The organism is Acetomicrobium hydrogeniformans ATCC BAA-1850 (genome assembly GCF_000160455.2).
GTDB lineage: Bacteria > Synergistota > Synergistia > Synergistales > Acetomicrobiaceae > Acetomicrobium > Acetomicrobium thermoterrenum.
On the sequence record NZ_ACJX03000001.1, the window covers coordinates 868,171 to 889,087 of the forward strand.

Consider the following 20,917-nt stretch of genomic DNA (forward strand, 5'->3'; position numbering starts at 1 on the left):
TCCGGGCGGGAGAAAGTCTTCCGTCCGGATAATGTTAATCCATAAGAAGAGGTGGAGGGTTATGTCAAAGAAATCACGTCTGGACCTCATGAAGATGAAGGAAAAGGGCGAGCCCGTAGCATGGATAACGGCTTACGACTTTCCCACGGCATCCTTTGCCGAACAGGCAGGGATGGACATGATCTTGGTAGGAGACAGCTTAGGGATGGTATTGCTGGGCTACAAGGGGACCATACCTGTGACGATGGAAGAATGCATCACCTGCTGCAAGGCAGTGCGAAGAGGTGCTCCTAATACCTTTTGCATAGGCGATATGCCCTTCATGTCATACCAGATATCCGACGAAGACGCCGTCTATAACGCCGGAAGGTTTTTAAAGGAAGCCGACATGGACGCCGTGAAACTTGAAGGCGGAAGAAGGGTCATAACGAGGATAAAGGCCATTGCCGACGCAGGGATCTTGGTCATGGGACATATCGGTCTTACCCCTCAAAGTTCAGGAGTACTTGGGGGATTTAAGGCACAGGGCAGAGACCCAAAAAGCGCCAGAGACCTAATAATGGACGCCCGAGCCATAGAGGAAGCCGGAGCTTTCGCCCTACTTCTTGAAGCGGTGCCGCCAGAACTAACCAAATTCATAGCAAAAGACCTTTCCATACCCGTTTACTCTATAGGAGCAGGAGCTCCCTGCGACGGACAGCTTCTCATATGCGGAGACATGCTCGGGTTATTCCAGGCCTTCACTCCCAAGTTCGTAAAGAAGTACGCAAATGTTGCGGAAGTTGAGACAGAAGCCTTCAAGGCTTTCATAGAGGACGTCAAGACGGGCAAATTCCCGGAGGATCAGCACTGCTACCACATACTGCCCGAGACGGCTGAGGAATATCAGAAGATGCTTGAGGAGTTAAGAAGATAGGGAGGTTATATCATGCAATTCTCGAAAAGAAGTTATGTTCTTCCAGCTTCTCCAATCCGTAAGCTTGAACCATATTTGGAAGAGGCTTTGAGTAGAGGAGTGAAAGTTTATCCACTCCATATAGGTCAACCGGACGTCGAAACTCCAAAGGGGTATTTTGAAGCTTTGAAAGCATATAATGGCAAAGTGCTATCATATGGAAGGTCACAGGGAGAACTAAAACTCATTGACAAAATTGTAGAATATTACAATAACATTAAAATACCATTGGAACGAAAAGATGTATTGATCACAAATGGAGGCAGCGAAGCCTTACATTATGCAATGCTAATAGTCTGTGATCCAGGAGATGAGGTAATCATTCCCGAGCCGTTCTATCCTTCCTATGCAGCCTTTATTGCCTCAGCATTGGGAAACATTGTTCCGATAACAACTAAAGCAGAGGACGGATTTCACCTGCCAGCTAAAGATGAGATAGCCAAACTTATTACCTCCAGGACAAAAGCTATACTTATTAGCAACCCTGGAAATCCTACCGGAATTGTGTATTCACGAGAGGAATTAGAGTCCCTTGCAGACATAGCAATTCAAAATAACTTAATCATCATTGCGGACGAGGTGTATAGGGAGTTTGTGTATATGGATAGTCCTTACACTAGCCTAGGGCATATCGACCGAATACGTGATCGTGTTGTAATTGTAGATTCGATTTCAAAAAGATACAGCGCATGTGGGGCTCGTATAGGTTGCTTGGTTAGTAAAAACGAAGAATTTATGTCACTTGCTTTAAAATATTGTCAATCTCGGGGTTGTCCACCACTCCTTGAACAACTCGGAGCTGCCGCTCTCTATGACACGCCCATATCCTACATTCGCAAAGTAAATAAAGAATATCGTGAACGAAGGGATATTCTGTTTGAAGGGCTTAAAAGTATTCCTGGGGTAATTTGTAAACAACCAGATGGAGCTTTTTATATAATGGCCAAACTTCCGGTCCTTGATGCAGAAAAATTTGTCATCTGGATGCTCCAAGATTTTGCTTTAGATGATGAAACTATTTCAGCTGCTCCTGGAGAGGGTTTTTATGCAACGCCTGGCTTGGGAAAATCGGAAATTCGTATGTCCTACGCGCTGCAAAAAGAAGACTTAAAAAAGGCAGTGAGAATACTTGCAGAAGCTCTTTCTGTATATCCGGGGTGATCTCAAGATTAGATGTGTGATTTTAAACAAACATACATAAATTGAAGAGTCTTTTAAAGCTTCGAATTTTAAGTATGGGTCAGGTGATAAAACTTGGCAAAAATAAAGGTAGGCGTTATTGCGGGCACTTCAGTCGATACTGCTATGGGAGCAAGTGTGCTAGAAGCACATGGCTATGAAGCATTGAAATGTCCTATTAGCCAACGCACAGAGGAACAAACTATTTTACAGGTACTACATAGAGAGCAACTGACTAGGATTACGTTAGAAAAAATAGAATGGTTAAAGGCAAATGGTGTAGATGGAATATTAATCTACTGTAATTCCCTTAGTACATCGGTAGATTTAGATTGGATTAGAGAAAAATCCGACATTATTATCGTAACACCTCTCGATGTCTACAAAAAAATAGCGAAGGCTTATTACAAAATTGGAGTTTTAGCTGCTAATTGCCAGAGTGCAGGTGGAATTGAAAAGATTTTTTACGATAACAACCCTGATATACTTGTTGTAGGGGCTGGCATGATGCCTGTAGTACAGGCCATTGAAGCATCGATGGGGCCTTCGAATATAGTTAATTCCCTTGGCATTAAGGAAATTGTAAGAGGTATGCTTGCTATGGGAGTAGAAACAATAGTGTTGGGTTGTACTCACTTCCCCTACTTTGTGCAGGAACTAAAGTCTATATGTGACGTGCCCGTTTATGATCCAGCTAGTGAAATGATAAATTTACTAAGTCTTGCCCTAAACGCCTGAAACAAGATTTTAAGAGGTGATATGTGTTGTTCATTAATAGCGAGCTCAAAGATCAAATTATTACATCTTGCCAGGAACTAATCCGTAGACCAAGCCTGTCAGGCAACGAGAAAGAGGTGGCGCAATACATTGCTAAAACTATGGAAAGACTTGGGTTCGACAATGTCGAAAGCGATAAGTTTGGGAACATAATCGGAACAATTATTTTAGGGAAGGGCGGAAGCAGCATTCTTTTTGATGGACACATGGATCACGTTGATGTAAGCGACCCCTCAAAATGGAAATACGATCCTTATGGCGGCAAAATAGAAAACAATCGTATTTACGGACGTGGTGCCACTGACATGAAAGGGAATATTGCCGCTATGATGCATGCAGCATCATATATTAAAAATAATTTAAGAAATCACATTGATGGCATTATTTATATTGCTTGTGTCGTCCATGAGGAGTGTTTTGAGGGTGTGGCATCTCAAGAAGTAGCAAAAAATTATAAACCGGACTTCGTCGTCATAGGGGAGCCATCTGGTTTGACGCTAAAAAGAGGACAACGTGGGCGAGCCGAGTTGGTTTTAGAAACTTACGGTAAGACTGCTCATTCTTCTAATCCAGAAATTGGGCTTAATGCAATCAAAAAAATGGCAGCATTGATTGTAGAAATAGAAAAAAGTTTTATTCCAAAAAAACATGACTTTCTTGGGAAAGGTATTTTAGAAATAACTGATATCATATCTTCTCCTTATCCAGGAGCGAGCGTGGTGCCAGATTTGTGCCGCGCAACCTATGATAGGCGTCTACTGCCAAATGAAGCTGAAGAAGAAATATTAGACCAAATTGAGAATATAATAAATATGTTGCATGTTAAAGATCCTTCTTTAACGGCAAAGGTTTATTTAAGCGAAGGCTCGGCGCGTTGTTATACTGGTGCAACAATTAAAGCAAAACGCTTTGCCCCAGCATGGATTTATGATGAGCATCATACCTTCGTCCAAGCAGCACACACAGGCTTGCTCTCTGTAGGACAAAAGCCTACGATATCTCACTATGCTTTTTGTACGAATGGCAGCTATTATGCAGGTAAAGCAAAGATTCCCACGGTGGGATATGGTGGCTCCCATGAACACCTTGCTCATGTCACAGATGAATATATCGAAATTGAGCATTTACTCCTCGCTTGTGAAGGCTATATTGGTATCACCAGGTCGTTTTTTAAAAAAATAGCAAAAAATAAATAAAAGGAGGGGTAGTTATGACGTTGGAAGGAATACTTAATTGGATAACTGGTGTTTTATGGGGGCCACCAATGATGGTCTTTATCTTGGCGGCGGGTTTGTATTTTACCATTGGTTCTAAATTCTTTCAAATCAGAAAATTTGGTCTAATTTTTAAGGAAACGTTGGGGAAAATAGGTTTTAGTCATGGGGAAGAAGGTTCTATGACACCTTTCCAAGCTACAGCAGCCGGTATAGGGGCTGTGGTAGGTGCTGGCAATATTGCTGGTGTGGCTGTAGCTATTACTTTTGGCGGTCCTGGAGCTATATTTTGGATGTGGATTACTGCAATTTTAGGAATGGTTGTGAAAACAGTAGAGGTAAGCATAGGTATTCACTATAGAACTAGAATTGGCAATACCGTTTACGGAGGACCTATGCATTTCATTTCCAAGGGATTGGGCCCAAAATGGGAATGGTTAAGCATTTTATATTCAATATGCCTTTTTTTAGGGGTCCTTATGACTTCAACGCTTGTCCAACCTCACACCATGGGAGTAGCTATGAAAACCATGTTCAATATTCATCCACTAATAACAGTTAGTTTTGGGGTTATTGTAACTGGTATTACTATTATTGGAGGTTTCTCTGTTATCGGGCGGGTTTCAGAGAAGTTGACACCAATAATGGGTTTAGTTTACATTGTTGGTGCTTTAATTGTGATTGGAATGAATGCCAAAAATATACCCAGCTCTTTTGGACTCATCTTTTCCCATGCATTGTCCCCAACTCCTGCAATGGGAGGGTTCGCAGGGGCTGCTGTAGCTTATACACTGCGACAGGGAATTGCTCGAGGTCTTTTTTCAAATGAAGCAGGCTTAGGGACAGCTGCATTAATACATTCCACTGCCCGTACAGATCACCCCGTGCGCCAGGGGCTATGGGGTGCTTTTGAAGCATTCTTCGATACAATTATAATTTGCTCAATTACGGCGTTAGTAATTCTTTCAACTGGCATGTGGACATCTGGTTTGACTGGTGCTGAGCTAACAATGGCTTCATTGGAATCTACCCTTGGAATAATAGGGAGATATGTCGTTGGTTTTGGAATCTTGACCTTTGTTATTTCTACCATGATCAGCTACTACGTTTGTTTTGAGACCGCTGTCACTAAGCTTTTTGGAACAAAATTAATATTTCCTATGAAGTTCGTTTTTCTCGCACCTGCACTCATCTTTGCAACCAGGCCAACTCCAGTTATATGGCTCTTTACGGACATTTTTGTCGGCATATTAGCTGTGCCTAACTTAATAGGTTTATTATTATTAAGTCCTGTATTCTTTAAAAAGTTATTACCCGATTTCCTTGAAAATTATAAATCAGGGAACTTCCGTTATCCAGCCAGGATCGATAAATCTTAAATCATGATATTTCTTGCCGTTTAAAACTCAGCTAGCTTCTTTTTAATTTCTTATTAAAAATTTTAGGAGGTAAAAGCAATGAAACTTGACACCGTTTCCAATTTCATGGAGAGATGTGGGATTCCTGGAAGGGACAGGTATGATCTGCCATCAAGTGACAAGAGGTTTCCAGATGGTGCCTCTTATAGGATTGAAATATCAGGAGTAGAAGGTCCCAAAGTGTTGGAAGCCATTATAAAAGAGAAAAACAGGAGAAATTTGCCTGTTCACAGGGTGGTTTCTTTCTGTCAAGGTGGAACCCTCTTTAGCGACCAAGAGCTTAAAGACTTCGCACAGATGGCAGCAGAGGAAAAAATCGAGGTAATAGCGATTGCCGGCCCCAGGAATGCTTGGGATGGAGGAAGACAGGCTGTGGCGCCAGAGGGGCAAAAATCAGGGGGTATGCATCACAGAGGTTGCGATGAGTTACGAAAGGTCATAGCAGACCTGTATAGAATGTATGAAATTGGGCTTAGGGGATTCATGTTAGTCGATATGGGATTGCTTGATTTAGTCAGGCAAATGCAAGAAAATGGGGACTTCCCGAAAGATGTTGCTATAAAGCTTTCTGTCTGGGCTGGAGTAAGTTCGGCTGCCGGCGCAAGACTTGCAGAAAAACTTGGAGCTAGCTCATATAACCCTATTGCAGATTTAACTTTACCGCAGCTTGCAGCGATGCGCCAAGTTACTTCTATCCCTATTGACTATTATATATGGACATTTGAATCATTTGGCGGAACACAGAGGTTTTATGACGCCCCCGAGGTTGCAAGAATTTGCTCTCCCTGCTATTTCAAATTCGAGCCCGGGCCAGGTTCGGGGCTTATGTACACTTCTTGGTCTACCGATGAAGAACATATGCGATTGTGTGAAAAGAAAGTTAAATGGGCTGAGTGGGTTATAAATCACATTCAAGAAAACGATCCTGATATTACTGTTTCAAAACAAGGACCATCAGATTTGCATATTCCTAAAATCTAGAAAAATAAAAGCATCAAACAAAATTTTATTTGTTTAGGAGGAAATCTACATGTCAAAGAAATCACGTCTGGACCTCATGAAGATGAAGGAAAAGGGCGAGCCCGTAGCATGGATAACGGCTTATGACTTTCCCACAGCATCCTTTGCCGAACAGGCAGGGATGGACATGATCTTGGTAGGAGACAGCTTAGGGATGGTACTGCTGGGCTACAAGGGGACCGTATCTGTGACGATGGAAGAATGCATCACCTGCTGTAAGGCAGTACGAAGGGGTGCTTTAAATACTTTTTGCATAGGCGATATGCCCTTCATGTCATACCAGATATCCGACGAAGACGCCGTGTATAACGCAGGAAGGTTTTTGAAGGAAGCCGACATGGATGCCGTGAAACTTGAAGGCGGAAGAAGGGTCATAACGAGGATAAAGGCCATTGCCGACGCAGGGATCTTGGTCATGGGACATATCGGTCTTACCCCTCAAAGTTCAGGAGTACTTGGGGGATTTAAGGCACAGGGCAGAGACCCAAAAAGCGCCAAAGACCTAATAATGGACGCTCGAGCTATAGAGGAAGCAGGAGCTTTCGCCCTACTTCTTGAGGCGGTGCCACCGGAATTAACCGAATTCATAGCAAAAGACCTTTCCATACCCGTTTACTCCATAGGAGCAGGAGCTCCCTGCGACGGACAGCTTCTCATATGCGGAGATATGCTAGGGTTATTCCAGGCCTTCACTCCAAAGTTCGTAAAGAAGTACGCAAACGTCGCAGAAGTTGAGATAGAGGCCTTCAAGACATATATAGAGGACGTCAAGACGGGCAAATTCCCGGAGGATCAGCATTGCTACCACATACTGCCCGAGACGGCTGAGGAATATCAGAAGATGCTTGAGGAGTTAAAGAGAAAGTAAGGAGGGTTAAAGCCATGAGTTGCGGAGGAATTTTGTGTGAGGAGGCTTTAAGGAGTTTAAATTGCTATCTCGCCGACCCCAACAGCAAGCTGGTAAGGGACATATCGAACGTCATCAAGAAGTATGGATCCCCTTCGGAGATAAACGAAAGGGCCTGCGAGGCAAGAAAGTTGCCGAATTTGCTCCAGCGCCTGGGCAGGATAAATTCGCCTTACCTCAAGGACCTGGAATGGCTCATCGAACAAAAGGAAAAGAGGGCCTTCGTATCTATAAGCGAGTTTCGGGCAAAGGTGTTGGGCGAAAAGGCCTCATCGATGCAGTTCGACGAGTCAACTGCCGTCACCCTTGAGATTAGTGCCCTTCAATACTTCCCCTGGTTCATAAGCGAGGCTAAAAGGGCTATCGAAAAGCGCGAGCTAATGCCGGGACGTTTCATTAGGGTAAGAAACATGAAGGAACAGGAGCACGATAATGGAGACATCATGGCCGTCGCGGCCGCTGCCCAGATTGCAGGGGCAAGCTGGGTCGAGACGTTAGATACCAAGGGAACCGACGGATCGAACATTCACCTGGGGGGACCGCAGACGCTCACGGGCTACTTCACGGGCGTCGGACAGCCCAACGACCACCCTGTTCAATGGGTGGACGAATACCTTTACTATGCCACCAACTACGGGATCCGTGAGGTATTGAACATCAACCCCGGTTCGGTGCTAGCTGGGCTGATACTCTACAGGTTGGGAGTCGACATCAAGTTTAAGATATCGGTCTTCATGGGCACCGATAACCTTTACTATCTGTTCATAATATTTGCCCTGGCCAAGACGCTCGCCCGAGAGGACGGCTCTACGGCGCTGTCAGGAATAAACGTGTCCAACTCGGTAAATGCCAAGACACTCCTTGCCATGGCGCAGATGCGCAGGGACTTGGGGTTAGAAGATAAGGTCAGGATAGAACACCACATAACGGAGGCCTACAAGAGCATAGTAATACAGCCTTACTGCCGAAGAGACGACCTGTTTTTGGCAGTAGAGCACGGCATACCCAACATCTCTGCCAAACATGAGGGAGGCGACCCTGAAGACGAGGTCAAACTGGACCATCCTTCCGACATACTCGACTACTTCAGGGCCAAGGCCGAGGTTGAGGAGGCCGGAGACCTCAAAAAGTTGGAGCAAAACTATATCTACAAGCACATCGCCTTGAACCGCACGGCCGAGGAGCTCACCAAGAGAGGATTTTCCTTCCTAGCCGCCACAGGATTGCACTCAAGGTAATTTAAAAAGCGCTGCCTAACACAAAAGCCCTACCCTTTAAAGGATAAGGCTTTTGTGTTAGGGGCATTTTCAGGTTTTATTTGGTCACCACTTCGGTGGCAGGGATCACCTTCGGTTCTGTCTCTGAAAAGCCCTTCACCAACACTGGAATGATGATAAGAGGAATAGCGAGCACACCAAGGGTGCCGTAACCTTTGGAGATCAACGGGAGAAGGCCAAAAAGCGCAATACCCCACGTTACCGCCACATACACCAGTGAGGACATGATATGAGTGGCCCTGGCTCCCTTAGCCGTAGCCTTGTCGCCTAAACGCTCCTGTAGCGCCACAACGATCCTTTTAGCTCCACCGTAAACGCAGCTGACCCCCGTAGATATGACAGCCAAAAGTATGAGCCCCGATACTATTCCACCGGCTGCCCCCTCTCCGACGGAGTGACGGGCTATGTAAATGATGGGAACCACTTCGTTGTTTATGGCAGGATAATGTGTCAATGCCCCCGCAGTTGCCAGCCATAAAATGACAGCATTTACGATAAAGCCGTAAAGAGAAGCTCTAAAGACGTCTTGTTTTGTTTTAAGCACATCGGCAACGGATACAAAAGCCCCTATGAGGCAAACCTGAAAGCCCGCATAGGTAATCGCTTTCCATACGGCTCCTCCCGCTCCCTTGGGAGAAGGGGCTTGAAGAATTACCTGTTTTAATAGCGGGAAATTTACCACAAGGTTAGTGGCATAAACTGCCACCATCCCGCCTATTATCAAAACGGCCATAACCGTCGCGGCGCGTCTTACCACCTCTGCGCCAAATATGGTAAGCAAAAGTATTAAACCCGCAATTATAATGGTATTTAAAACATAGGGAGAGCCAAAAAGCTCCTTCAGAACCGACCCTCCCGTTGCAAAGGCTACGGATGTGGCAGTGAGCAGGATCAGGTTGTACATTATGGAGTTTGCCGTTCCAAACACCGCACTGTAACGTCCGTAAAACTTCTTCCCCCAGGAATGGTAGTCGAAAGCCCGATGAACGACCGAGCCCTTCCAGGCGAAATAATAGACAAATGCCATTACCGTCAGGGCAATAAAGGGTGTGAAAATGGCATACCAGCCATATGATACGTAGAAATCAACCAATTGCCTGCCCGAAGAAAAACCACCGCCAAAATGTGTCGTAAACCATACAAAGGCCAACGAAAGCGCAGCAGCCCTCGTCCCTGTCCCCTTCGTCATATTTCATCACCTCTTACTCTTATCACTCATAATAGTATTGCAGATGCTAAAACTAATTAAATCACTCAAAGAGCTTGCCAGGGTTTAAGATCCCGTTGGGATCGAAGGCCCTTTTTATCCCTCGCATCACCTCAAGCTTGCTTTTCGCCTCGTATTTCATGAAGGTATGTTTCTTTAAGAAACCGACGCCGTGCTCGCCGCTTCCGACTCCTCCTAAGCTTATGGCCACGCCTATGAGCTCATCGACTATGTTTTCTACAAAATCAGGCCATTCCTCAAGGGGGATGCGGTCAGGCTTGAAAAATAGCGGATGGATGTTGCCGTCGGCGATATGGCCTCCCAGGGCGATCGTAATGTCATATTTCTTGGCTGCCTCTTCTACGGCCTTAACCATCTCCGATATCTTTGACATAGGCACGACCATGTCTCCGCTAAGTGAAGCGTTGGGATCCACAGCGCGTACGGCCTCTGCAAAGCTCTCCCTCACCTTCCAGATGTTTCGCGACTCCGTGCTGCTTTCGGCGGTGAAGACTTCCATGGCGCCGTGTTCCAGGCAGGTCTCGCCCACCTTTTCTATGTACATATCCAGCTGTTCGGGCGTCTGTCCCTCCACCTGAATTATGAGGAAGGCCTTCGCCTCATCCTGCATGGGAAACGTGGTGTTGTGGTATTGCGTAGCACATTTCGCGGAGAGCTGGTCCATGAATTCGCAGGCCATTAGCACCACTCCAGCCCTTAAAATTGCAGCGACTGCCTCGACGGCCTCCTCGATTGATGGGAAGGGCGCGAGAAAGGTGACGGTGTCTCCCGGTGCCGGCTCTAGGTTTAATATGGCCTTCGTCACCACTCCAAGCGTCCCCTCGGAGCCTATGATGATTTGAAGCAGGTCGTAGCCCCAGGTCTGCTTTCTTATCCTGCCGCCAAGCTGCAGGACGTCTCCCGTGGGAAGCACAACCTCGATTCCAAGGACGTGTCGCCTCGTGCTTCCGTATCTGATGACCTTGGCCCCGCCGGCATTGGTGGCGATGTTGCCCCCTATGAAGCTCGTCTCCGTGCTCATGGGGTATCCTGCATACATGAGGCCCTCTTTGAGGACCATCTGGCATAAGTCGTTGGTGACCACGCCCGGCTCGACTACGGCGACTCGGTTTATCTTGTCTATCTCAAGCACCCTGTTCATCCTCTCAAGAGAAAGAAGTATCCCGCCCTCTATGGGAATGGCGCCTCCGGCGATCCCGCTTCCCGCACCCCTTGCCGTAACAGGTATTCTTTCCCTGTTGGCCAACTTCATCACGCTAGATACCTGCTGAGTATTCTCAGGTTTTACCACCACATCCGGCATCCTGGCATAAACCTTGCCCGATTCATCGTAAGAATAAGCCTCAATGGCTAACTCATCTGTTGCTACGTTATCCGGTCCTGCAATGTTCTTAAGCTCTGCAATAATTTCTGGTGTAACCTTGTTATAATTTTCTCCCAATGACACCACTCCCCTTCATCCTTATTATAATTTAGTTGCCGATTATAATACTTAATCGTCAATTTTTCCAGTGTTTCAAGAAATTGTAATTGTTTCATTAATGCGCCTTCTTTCTTAAAACAAACTTAAAACAAAACCCCTCCCTATCGGGAGGGGCAATAAAATCCATTTTCTCTTACTCCCGGTCTTCGTAAACTCCATATTGGGCCCAAGCTCTTTCGAGCTCCTGCAACCGCTTTGTAGTGAGCTCTCCTAAGTTATCGGCCACCTTTAAAAGAACTGCATTGACGAGTCCAACGGGTATTACAAAGGAATCGATGAAGGAAATATGAGAACAGGGCGCGTAGACCAAAATATCGGCATGGGGCGCAAGAGGGCTTAAGGGAGAATCCGTTATGGCAGCCGTCTTCTTTCCCAATTCACGTGCTAATGCCAAACACTGAACGGTCCTTTTCGTGTAGCGGGGAAAGCTTATTCCTATAAAGAGGCTATCGCCCCTTGCATTAATGACATTTTCCAGGAACATATCGGCATTCAGCACATGAGTTTCTGGGATAAACCAAGAAAGGTAAGCACTAAAGTAGTAGGCCAGCCCCTTAGCGCTTCTAAGCCCTACGATATTTATGCAAGATGATTCGCAAATTGCCCGGGCAAGGTCCTCTATTGGTCTGTCGTCCAGAGTGGCCAGGATATTTATTCCCTTTTGGAGATCCTGACGAAGGACGCTTTGAATAAAGTTGTTTCCCTCGCCTACCGTCTGGTAAAGCTGATGCCTTTCCAAAGCCTTAAGCTGGTCCAACAATGATTCCTGCAAAGCCTCCCTGAACTCCGGGTAACCGGGGAAGCCCAGAGAAGAGGCAAACCTTATGACCGTGGCTTCGCTAACTCCAACGACTTTGCCCAATTCAGAGGCGGTAAGGCTAACGGCCTCGCGGGCATGCTCCAGGACATAAAGTGCCACCGCTTTCTGGCCTCTAGGCAATTGTTCCATCTTGCTTTGAATTATTTCCCTTAGGGACAACCAATCATCTCTCCTTGTGACTAATATTAAAGCGGGGCATGACGCTTATTATAATCGCATAATGCCCCGCCTTTTCGTTTTTATAATTCTCCTATATTTTACTTCAAGCGTCGAACGACAATGGCAACTCCCTGACCGCCGCCAATACAGGCACTTGCAACTCCCAACTCCTTATCATGATTTCGCAAAGCATAAAGCAAGGTAGTGAGTATCTTAGCCCCCGTAGCTCCGATGGGATGTCCCAGAGCTATGGCACCCCCGTGGACGTTTAATTTTTCCATATCGAAGGGCATGACGCGGTGGCAGGCTATGACCTGAGCCGCAAAGGCCTCGTTAATTTCTATTAAATCCATATCATCCAGGGATAACCCCGCTCTTTCAAGCGCTTTCGGGATCGCCAAAGTGGGGGACAGGCCAAATCGCTCGGCTTCGAGCGCTACCGCCGAATATCCGAGGATTTCGGCCATGGGCTCCAAACCGTTGGCCTTCGCAAAATCTTCATCTGCTATAACGAGGGCGCTTCCCGCATCGCACAAAGCGGAACTTGAACCGGCAGTGATAGTCCCTCCTTCTTTAAATACGGGCGGAAGCTTGGCCAATGCTTCCATGCTCGTGTCAGGCCGGGGGATCTCGTCCTTATCGATAACTATTTCGCCTTTCTTCCTGTCCTTATAAGACAGAGGAACGATCTCGTCCTTAAAAAGTCCTTCCTCCGTCGCTTTGCAGGCCTTTCTGTGGCTGTTTAAAGAAAATTCGTCCTGTTCTTCTCTCGTGATGCGAAACTCCTCAACCAAACTTTCGGTGGCTTCTCCCATCAACATCCCTGCAAGGGGACATAAAAAACCGTCCTTTTGAAGCACGTCCAGGGCATTTTTATCTCCCATCCTCATGCCCCACCTGGCCTCCGGCAAAATATAGGGGACGTTGGAGGCGCTCTCCATCCCTCCTCCAACTATGACTTTAGCATCGCCCAAACGTATACGGTCGGCGCCGAGCATTATCGTCCTTATGCCCGATCCGCAACGAATGTTGACAGTGAAAGCAGGAATTTTTTGAGGTAACCCGGCTTTGAACATTGCAATCCTGGCCGGATTTGCCCCCACGCCGGCTTGCCAACCGTTACCCATTATAACTTCCTCTATATCCTCTATTGCCACTCCGCTGCGCTTTACAGCCTCTTTGATAGCTATGGCTCCCAGATCCGAAGCCTCAAACCTTGATAATCCGCCGCCGAACTTGCCCCCTGCCGTCCTGCATGCGCTAAGTATGACTACCTTTTTCATTCCTCTTCTTCCTCCTCTACTCCCTGCATCGTGATAAGGGGTTCTGCCACAGTAAAGTCCGCGTCAGTCATTGCTTTTATATCCTCCAGGGTGACTTCGGGGGCTATCTCGAGTAATTTCATTTGTCCTTTCTCGATGGAAAATACTGCAAATTCAGTCACTATTAGTTTTACCACGCCCTTGGCAGTCAAAGGCAGGGTGCACTTTCTCAATATCTTGGCCTCACCCTTCTTGGTGGTATGCGTCGTGGCGATGATGACCCTGCGCGCTCCAACCACTAAGTCCATGGCACCGCCCATGCCCGGAACGATTTTGCCGGGCACCATCCAGTTCGCAAGATCCCCTTCTTGGCTCACCTGGAGGGCACCTAAAACCGTAGCATCCACATGCCCTCCTCGAATGAGGCCAAAACTTAAATCGCTGGCTACGAAACAACCTCCGGGCAGTATGGTAAGCGGTCTGCCTCCTGCACCTATGAACCTGAGATCGGGTTTGTCCGGTGCGGGTCCTGCGCCAACAGCCCCATTTTCCGTTTGAAAGATAATCCGCACATCTTCGGGGATATAGTCGGAAACTAGGGTAGGTATTCCGATGCCCAGGTTCACAACATCGCCATCGTGAAATTCCCTAGCTATGCGGCGGGCTATCCTTTGTCTAACCATCTCTTCATTAAGTTCTATTGGCATAATAGTTATCCCCCTTTACAACTAATACATCTATTAAAATTCCCGGGGTCACGATCTCATTGGGATCCAGCTTTCCAACTTCCAGCACGCTGTCCACTTCCGCTACCACATAATCGGCAGCGGTAGCCATTATAGGGTTGAAATTTCTGTTGGTACCAAAATATGTAAGGTTTCCCATTCTGTCGGCTTGGTACGCTCTTATTAAGGCTACATTGGCCCTGAGAGGGAGCTCCAAAAGGTATTTCTTTCCGTCTATCTCCAGGACCTGCTTTCCTTCCTCCACCACAGTGCCTACTCCCGTTGGAGTAAGTATGCCGCCTAAACCGAAGCCACCTGCTCTTATCCTCTCTACAAAAGTCCCTTGGGGACAGAGTTCCAGTTCCAGCTTCCCCTCCATGTAAAACTGCCCCGTCTTTTTGTTAAGTCCAACGTGGGAAGCAACAACCTTTTTTACCTGTCCATTCGCGACTAATTTCCCATGCCCCACATCTTCATAGGCAGTATCATTTGATATTAGCGTTAAATCTCCTGTTCCTGCTTCTACTAAGGCCTCGACTAATGTATAAGGGATGCCTCCGTAATTGAACCCTCCTATCATGATACTCATTCCAGGCTTAACGTATTTCACGGCCTCCGCCGCCGATAAGACAGGCTTTATTACCTTTTTAGCCAAAATATTGCACCTCCCTGCCCCAATGGGCAAATATTTATCTTAAATATTTATACGACATATTGCTTTAAGCGAACCTTTTGAAGCAAGAAAACTACCGCGATAACCGTTACGGCCAACAAATTGGCCAATAAAGAGGGATATATAATGGCAAAGGGCAATACTATGAAGGCCAATCTTTCGACGATGTTGAGCTTGGATAGGAAATGGCCCTGTATTCCTGCAGATAAGGCAATGACTGCCAGTATCGCCGTTACACAGCCCAATATGATGTGTAATATGTCTCCCTTTAAAAGCAAGTAAGGATTGTATACGAACATATAGGGGACCAAAAAACCGGCCGCAGCGGTAGCTAACGCAGTAAAACCGGTCTTCATAGGATTGGACTTAGCTATGCCAGAAGCGGCATAGGTAGCCAAAGCAACGGGTGGTGTGACATCTGCCAAAACTCCAAAATAAAGACAAAAAAGGTGAGCCGAAAACATTGGAACGCCCATCTGCGCCAATGCGGGGGCAGCAAGGGTAGAAGTAATAATGTATTGAGCCGTCGTCGGCACCCCCATGCCTAGTATGATCGAGCCAATCATGGTGAGTATCAAGGCAAAGGGAAGGATTCCGTGAGAGAGGCTCAACACGAATGAAGAAAAGGCAAGCCCGACTCCGGTAATGCCGATAACTCCGATGATTAATCCCGAACAAGCACAAGCTGCAGCAACTTCCACTGCTCCAATGGCACCGTTTATCAAGGCATCTACGATTCTTTTTGGTGTCATGCGATATTCTTTCTTGCCTCCCCAGGACACCACAACTAAAAGCACCAAAGACCAGAAGACAGCTTTTACGGGCGAATAACCCAGGGCTAAAAAGACGACCAGCGTTACTATCGGCAAGAGCAAATGCCATCCTTCTTTTAAGACAATTTTAAGCTTTGGCATGTTTTCAGCGCTGAATTTTCGTAATCCTATTCTTCCAGAACGAAAATGCACCATAAACCATATCGAGGCGAAATATAAAGTGGCCGGCACAGCTGCCGCTACAACTATTTCCCAATAAGCAACGCCTAAAAATTGGGCCATGATAAATGCTGCCGCCCCCATAACGGGAGGCATGACCTGCCCTCCCGTAGATGCAGCTGCGACGACGGCTCCGGCAAATTCGTTTTTATAACCCGACTGCTTCATAAGGGGAATTGTAAAAGCCCCCGTTGTCACTGCATTGGCAACGGAACTTCCTGAGACGGTCCCCATTAAACCGCTTGCGATGACCGCCGCCTTGCCGGGACCTCCCTGGCTTCGACCGGTAAGAGCAACGGCTAAATCGATAAAAAACTTGCCTGCCCCTGAGGAGCTTAAAAAAGCGCCAAACAAAACGAAGAGAAATATGAATGAGGCAGAAACGCCCAAGGGGACGCCGAAAATGCCGTCGGTGCGAAGATATTCGAAGGGAGCGAGCTCCTTGAGAGGAAATCCTCCATGACCTAAAAGCCCAGGGAAATAGGGACCGAAAAGAGCATATATCAGAGCAAATATGGCGACAATTGGCAAAGGCCAACCCATTGAACGCCTAGCTCCCTCGATGACCAAAATTATCATCATTACACCAAGATATATATCGGATGAGGTTGGCATCCCTTCCCGTTGAGATATGGCGTCCCAATTTATGAGTATGTTTAAACAACCTATGGCCAAAAGGATGGCGAAACACCAGTCCCATATATCTATCTTATCCTTCGGCCTTCCCTTCGAAATGGGATACAGCAAAAAGAGGAGAACGCCCATAAACATCCAGTGCACGCCCCTTTGATACATGGCAGGCAAAAGTCCATATAAAGCAGTGTATAGATGAAATAACGAAGCAGATATGGCAATTCCGGCCACTAGCCACCATTGCCACCCTTTCAATTGACGTGTCTTTGATTCTACTTCCAGAATCTTGGTCTTGTTGGACTCATCAGGGGATGAAGATATTTTAGGGTCATTATTGCGATCCTCGGTTACCATAAAAATGCCCCCTTTACTGTGAAGGAAAAATTGGCCCAACCGATATACCGCCGGCTGGGCCTCTGAATTGTTCTTACTCTACAGGTACCTCTATGCCGTGCTCTTTAAAGTATTTTGCAGCCCCCGGATGGACAGGTATAATAGCAATGCTTGCTTCTTCGGGGACAAAATGCTCGGCCTGTGGAATGGATTGCATGATCTCTTCCCTATTTTCTATGATGGTCTTGACGAGCTTGTAGGCCAGTTCTTCATCCATGTCCTTGTTAACAACCAGGAAGTTACCGTCGGCCACGGTGAGGACGTCTTCTTCTTGACCTGGATAGGTTCCTTTGGGGATCTTATAGGGAAACATGAAGGGAAATTTCTCTACTACCCTATCGACGACATCCTGAGGAATGGGTATCATGACTATATCGCGAACAGCGGCCACTTCCAGCACCGCAGACCCGGGAGTGGCGAAGTTCCAAAAGACTACATCCACATTTCCGTCTTTAAGGGCCATTACGCCCTCAGGTTGAGTCAGCTGTTGTTTTCTAATGTCCTTATCTGGATCTATTCCTGCTGCTTCCAAGATCATGTTCGTTAGAACCTGATCACCTCCGCCGGGCGCGCCGACGGAAACTCTTTTACCAATAATGTCCTCGAACTTGGTTATTCCCGTGCCTTTTGTCGTCACGATGTGATGAGGCGCCGGATACATATGCATCAGTATTCGCAGGGGCAAAGCACCATCTTCTTCAAAGGCCTCCGTTCCAGTGTAGGCTTGGTAGAGCGTGGAACCCATGGACATCCCTATATGCGCTCTACCTGAGGCCACGAGGCGACAATTTTCCCTCGACGCGGAAGTAGCCCTGGATGTGGCTTTTACGTCGATACCGGCCTTTGTCAAAATTTCCGCCATAACCCCTCCTAAGGGATAGTATGTACCTCCAATCCCTCCTGATGCTATGGTGATATAAGTGACGGCGTAAGCTGTACCCACAAAGGCTACCAACGATAACAAAGCAACTGCCAATAACGTTCTTTTTTTCATAACCTTCTCTCCTCCCTCTTGTTTATTTTTTTGACACATCAAAATCAACTAATCACTCTATATCTCTGGGCAACTTAAACCCAAAGGGGCTCTTTAAAGCAACTTTTCAGCCGTTGCCGTTAATCCTTCTTCTAACTTGTTCAACAATTCATCTACCTGCTCGGCGGTTATGACGAGAGGAGGACCTATGAGGAAGTTGTCACCATCTATACCGTCCACCATTCCTCCGCCAGGGTAGATGACAATCCCCCTATCGAGGCATTCCTTCATCGCCAATGCGGCAGCGCCTTTGCTTTTAGGAAATGGCTTTTTGCTTTCTTTGTCCATGACCAGCTCTACGCCCCACATAAGCCCCCTTCCTCTTACATCTCCCACTATTGGATTGGAAGCCTCTATCTCTTTAAGGCCCCTGCCAAGTTTTTCGCCCTGAAGGCGAGCGTTAGTTACTAAATCGTGCTTTTTCATGTATCGTATGACGGCAGCCGTAGCAGCACCGCTTACGGGATTTCCGTTGTAGGTGTGGCCATGGACAAAAGCACCGCTTCCGTTGCGTACCGTCTCGGCAATCTCATTTCTGATGATGATTCCACCCGTAGGAATATAACCGGCGGCCATGCCCTTCGCCGTTGCTATTATGTCAGGAATTACGTTCCAGTGGTTCACGCAGAAGTTGGCACCGGTTCTGCCGAAGCCCGTCATCACTTCATCGGCTATGAGCAAAATGTCATAACGGTCGCATATTTCACGAACTATAGGCCAGTATTCGTCGGGGGGGACCAACGCCCCAATGGCAGAACCGACCATGGGCTCGGCTATGAAGGCAGAGATATATTGGGAGCCAATATTTTTTATGATGTCCTCCAGCTGATGGGCGCAAGTAATGCCACATTGAGGATATTTCTTGCCAAAGGGACAGCGATAACAGTAATGAGCCACGATCTTGGGGTACTCTTTGAAGAGCGGAGAGTAGATGCGACGTCGGGGTATGCTGCCTCCGACTGCCATGGTCCCGATTGTACTTCCATGATATGAATTCCATCTGGCTACGACAAGTGCTTTAGAAGTACTGACGCCATCTCTTTCGACGAAATACTGACGCGCCAGCTTGATCGCGGATTCTACGGCTTCGCTTCCGCCGCTCACAAACCATACATAATCCAGCCCTTCGGGAGCTATGCTTGCGACTTCTTCGGCCGCCTCTTCCAATGCAGCGCTACGCCATCGCGAAGTGTGGGCAAATTCTATAGTTTTCAGCTGTTCGGTTATTGCGTCGATAATTTCAGGAACACCATGACCTAAGTTGGAGATCAAAGCCCCACTGCAGCCATCGAGATAACGTTTTCCTTCTTCATCGTAAAGGTATATCCCCTCACCTTTTACTACCCTTGGCATAACCGCCTTGAAATTGCGCTGAAAAACCTTACCACCCATTTCTCTCGCCTCCAGGGTTCGATTTGTAAAAAAACACATTATAGTGACGTATACATTGATGTATAAGCTACCTTTTAGTAAAATATATGAAGGATATCCTTCATATTGAGATGCTACATTTCAAATGGACAATTGTCAAGGCTAAACGCTTCATCTTTATAACCTTTAGCGGGGAATATGACAGAAAGGATTAAAAACCTCCGGAGAAAAGAAACAGGACCAAAGCAGCAGCTGGAGCCATAGTAAAATTGTCGAGTCCCTTGGGTGTTACGATCTCTATCACGGTGGTGGCAAGGGAGGCAATTGCCACCGCTAAAATTGGCAGAGGAAGAAATAACAGTTTGCTCACTAAAAGACAGGAGAGAAAACATGCGATAAAACAGCCGACACTTCCCTCCAAGGTTTTGCCTTCGATCAATGGCCTTTTTCCAAAGCGGGTACCGCAAAGGGCCGCCCAGGCGTCTCCCAGGACCAACATGATCATGGCGATAACGCCCAGCGGGTCCGGGAAAAGAGTGGCCAGAGCCGATCCTGCCAAAAACATCGTCGTAGAGGAAAGGTGTTCTGCTTCCTGCGCTCTTCCGACGGGGGCGAAGAGGGACTTCACATATTCGTTTACTTGCGGTTTGCGAAACCTCAGAAACTCCACAAAAACGGCAAGGGCTGCGGAGGCAAAGAGTGCGCTGCGACATGTAGCGTAACCGAACATAGGATAGAAGAATGCAGGAAAGACCAAAGCGGAATATCTGTATAATTTTCGCCTTACCAAATGCTGTTCCATTGCCTTGGCAAAATCGTTAAGGTCATTAGAAAGGCGCTTCCATCCGAATACCAGTACCCACAGTACCAAAAAGGTGGCCGTGCAAGCCGTCTTGAGATCGACGGTATCTCTCGCAAGAGCCACCAAAATACAAAATGGCCAAAGCGTCGCCAGCGACAAAAGCAGGCATCCGCCAAAGGTCAAAAGGGCGGTTGCCACCATCAGGCCGGAGATCATCGCCTCCAAGGGCATCAAAGCCACAAAGGCTCCCACAGTAGCTGACGCTCCCCTGCCTCCCTTGAAACGCAGAAAAATTGACCACGTATGGCCCAAGACGGCCATCCATGCACACATTGGCCACAAAAAGGCGGAAAGCCCGGCCCACCTGGCCATCAAGACGGCAAAACCGCCCTTTGCCGCGTCGCCCAGGACTGCGAGACAACCCGCGGCAGGACCGGATAAAATCCACACATTGGTGGCTCCCACATTCTTCGTCCCCTCTTTTGTAAGGTCCACCGAAGGCCCGCTAAAAAACCTGGCAACGATCGCGCTCCAGGGGATGCTGCCTATGAAATAACATAAAATCAACAGGCTCAACGCTTTGGCCATATAGGCCA

General features: G+C 47.1%; 18 protein-coding genes. 8 read left to right on the top strand and 10 right to left on the bottom strand.

Features of this window, described 5'->3' with window-relative positions; translation table 11 throughout:
• The first annotated feature begins 61 nt into the window (after positions 1-61).
• The 8 genes from panB (HMPREF1705_RS04205) to HMPREF1705_RS04240 all read left to right on the top strand — a co-directional run bounded on the left by panB (HMPREF1705_RS04205) (position 62) and on the right by HMPREF1705_RS04240 (position 8,708).
• A complete protein-coding gene (panB, locus tag HMPREF1705_RS04205; protein ID WP_057940707.1) occupies positions 62-916 on the top strand; it encodes a 3-methyl-2-oxobutanoate hydroxymethyltransferase in 855 nt (284 codons plus the stop codon).
• A gap of 12 nt (positions 917-928) precedes the next feature.
• Positions 929-2,116 carry a pyridoxal phosphate-dependent aminotransferase gene (locus HMPREF1705_RS04210; RefSeq protein ID WP_057940708.1) on the top strand — a complete coding sequence of 396 codons (1,188 nt, stop codon included), beginning with the start codon at positions 929-931 and terminating at the stop codon, positions 2,114-2,116.
• Positions 2,117-2,209: 93 nt separating this feature from the next.
• Positions 2,210-2,872 (top strand): aspartate/glutamate racemase family protein, encoded by a 663-nt coding sequence (locus HMPREF1705_RS04215; RefSeq protein ID WP_057940709.1) that lies wholly within the window; start codon positions 2,210-2,212, stop codon positions 2,870-2,872.
• A gap of 26 nt (positions 2,873-2,898) precedes the next feature.
• Positions 2,899-4,107 (top strand): YgeY family selenium metabolism-linked hydrolase, encoded by a 1,209-nt coding sequence (locus HMPREF1705_RS04220; protein WP_242603525.1) that lies wholly within the window; start codon positions 2,899-2,901, stop codon positions 4,105-4,107.
• A 14-nt stretch (positions 4,108-4,121) separates the two neighbouring features.
• A complete protein-coding gene (locus tag HMPREF1705_RS04225) occupies positions 4,122-5,504 on the top strand; it encodes an alanine/glycine:cation symporter family protein (RefSeq protein ID WP_057940710.1) in 1,383 nt (460 codons plus the stop codon).
• Positions 5,505-5,582: 78 nt separating this feature from the next.
• Positions 5,583-6,524, top strand: coding sequence for a U32 family peptidase (locus HMPREF1705_RS04230; protein WP_057940711.1), 942 nt, complete (start codon positions 5,583-5,585; stop codon positions 6,522-6,524).
• Positions 6,525-6,573: 49 nt separating this feature from the next.
• On the top strand, positions 6,574-7,431 hold the full coding sequence (panB, locus tag HMPREF1705_RS04235; RefSeq protein WP_057940712.1) for a 3-methyl-2-oxobutanoate hydroxymethyltransferase: 858 nt from the start codon (positions 6,574-6,576) through the stop codon (positions 7,429-7,431).
• 14 nt (positions 7,432-7,445) lie between these two features.
• Positions 7,446-8,708: a hypothetical protein gene (locus HMPREF1705_RS04240; RefSeq protein ID WP_009202134.1), complete on the top strand. Its 1,263-nt coding sequence runs from the start codon at positions 7,446-7,448 to the stop codon at positions 8,706-8,708.
• Between the two features lie 76 nt (positions 8,709-8,784).
• On the opposite strand, the gene HMPREF1705_RS04245 is transcribed toward HMPREF1705_RS04240, so the two are convergent.
• The 10 genes from HMPREF1705_RS04245 to HMPREF1705_RS04290 form a co-directional block, all read right to left on the bottom strand.
• The gene (locus HMPREF1705_RS04245; protein ID WP_009202133.1) at positions 8,785-9,936 is read right to left on the bottom strand and encodes a YkvI family membrane protein; all 1,152 of its coding nucleotides are present in this window, start codon (positions 9,934-9,936) and stop codon (positions 8,785-8,787) included.
• A gap of 61 nt (positions 9,937-9,997) precedes the next feature.
• Positions 9,998-11,422 (bottom strand): FAD-binding oxidoreductase, encoded by a 1,425-nt coding sequence (locus tag HMPREF1705_RS04250; protein ID WP_071804879.1) that lies wholly within the window; start codon positions 11,420-11,422, stop codon positions 9,998-10,000.
• 169 nt (positions 11,423-11,591) lie between these two features.
• The gene (locus tag HMPREF1705_RS04255) at positions 11,592-12,437 is read right to left on the bottom strand and encodes a MurR/RpiR family transcriptional regulator (RefSeq protein WP_050767889.1); all 846 of its coding nucleotides are present in this window, start codon (positions 12,435-12,437) and stop codon (positions 11,592-11,594) included.
• Between the two features lie 98 nt (positions 12,438-12,535).
• Positions 12,536-13,720, bottom strand: a complete 1,185-nt coding sequence (locus tag HMPREF1705_RS04260) for a thiolase family protein (protein WP_009202130.1) — start codon at positions 13,718-13,720, stop codon at positions 12,536-12,538.
• Positions 13,717-14,406 (bottom strand): 3-oxoacid CoA-transferase subunit B, encoded by a 690-nt coding sequence (locus HMPREF1705_RS04265; RefSeq protein WP_009202129.1) that lies wholly within the window; start codon positions 14,404-14,406, stop codon positions 13,717-13,719. Before HMPREF1705_RS04265 ends, HMPREF1705_RS04260 begins: the two co-directional genes overlap by 4 nt.
• A complete protein-coding gene (locus HMPREF1705_RS04270) occupies positions 14,390-15,079 on the bottom strand; it encodes a CoA transferase subunit A (RefSeq protein ID WP_040348782.1) in 690 nt (229 codons plus the stop codon). Before HMPREF1705_RS04270 ends, HMPREF1705_RS04265 begins: the two co-directional genes overlap by 17 nt.
• A 47-nt stretch (positions 15,080-15,126) precedes the next feature.
• Positions 15,127-17,076 carry a TRAP transporter permease gene (locus HMPREF1705_RS04275; protein ID WP_009202127.1) on the bottom strand — a complete coding sequence of 650 codons (1,950 nt, stop codon included), beginning with the start codon at positions 17,074-17,076 and terminating at the stop codon, positions 15,127-15,129.
• Between the two features lie 73 nt (positions 17,077-17,149).
• On the bottom strand, positions 17,150-18,109 hold the full coding sequence (locus HMPREF1705_RS04280; RefSeq protein WP_040348779.1) for a TAXI family TRAP transporter solute-binding subunit: 960 nt from the start codon (positions 18,107-18,109) through the stop codon (positions 17,150-17,152).
• Between the two features lie 93 nt (positions 18,110-18,202).
• On the bottom strand, positions 18,203-19,540 hold the full coding sequence (locus HMPREF1705_RS04285) for an aspartate aminotransferase family protein (protein ID WP_040348777.1): 1,338 nt from the start codon (positions 19,538-19,540) through the stop codon (positions 18,203-18,205).
• A 190-nt stretch (positions 19,541-19,730) separates the two neighbouring features.
• Positions 19,731-20,909 (bottom strand): glycerol-3-phosphate acyltransferase, encoded by a 1,179-nt coding sequence (locus tag HMPREF1705_RS04290; protein WP_009202124.1) that lies wholly within the window; start codon positions 20,907-20,909, stop codon positions 19,731-19,733.
• Positions 20,910-20,917: the final 8 nt, after the last annotated feature.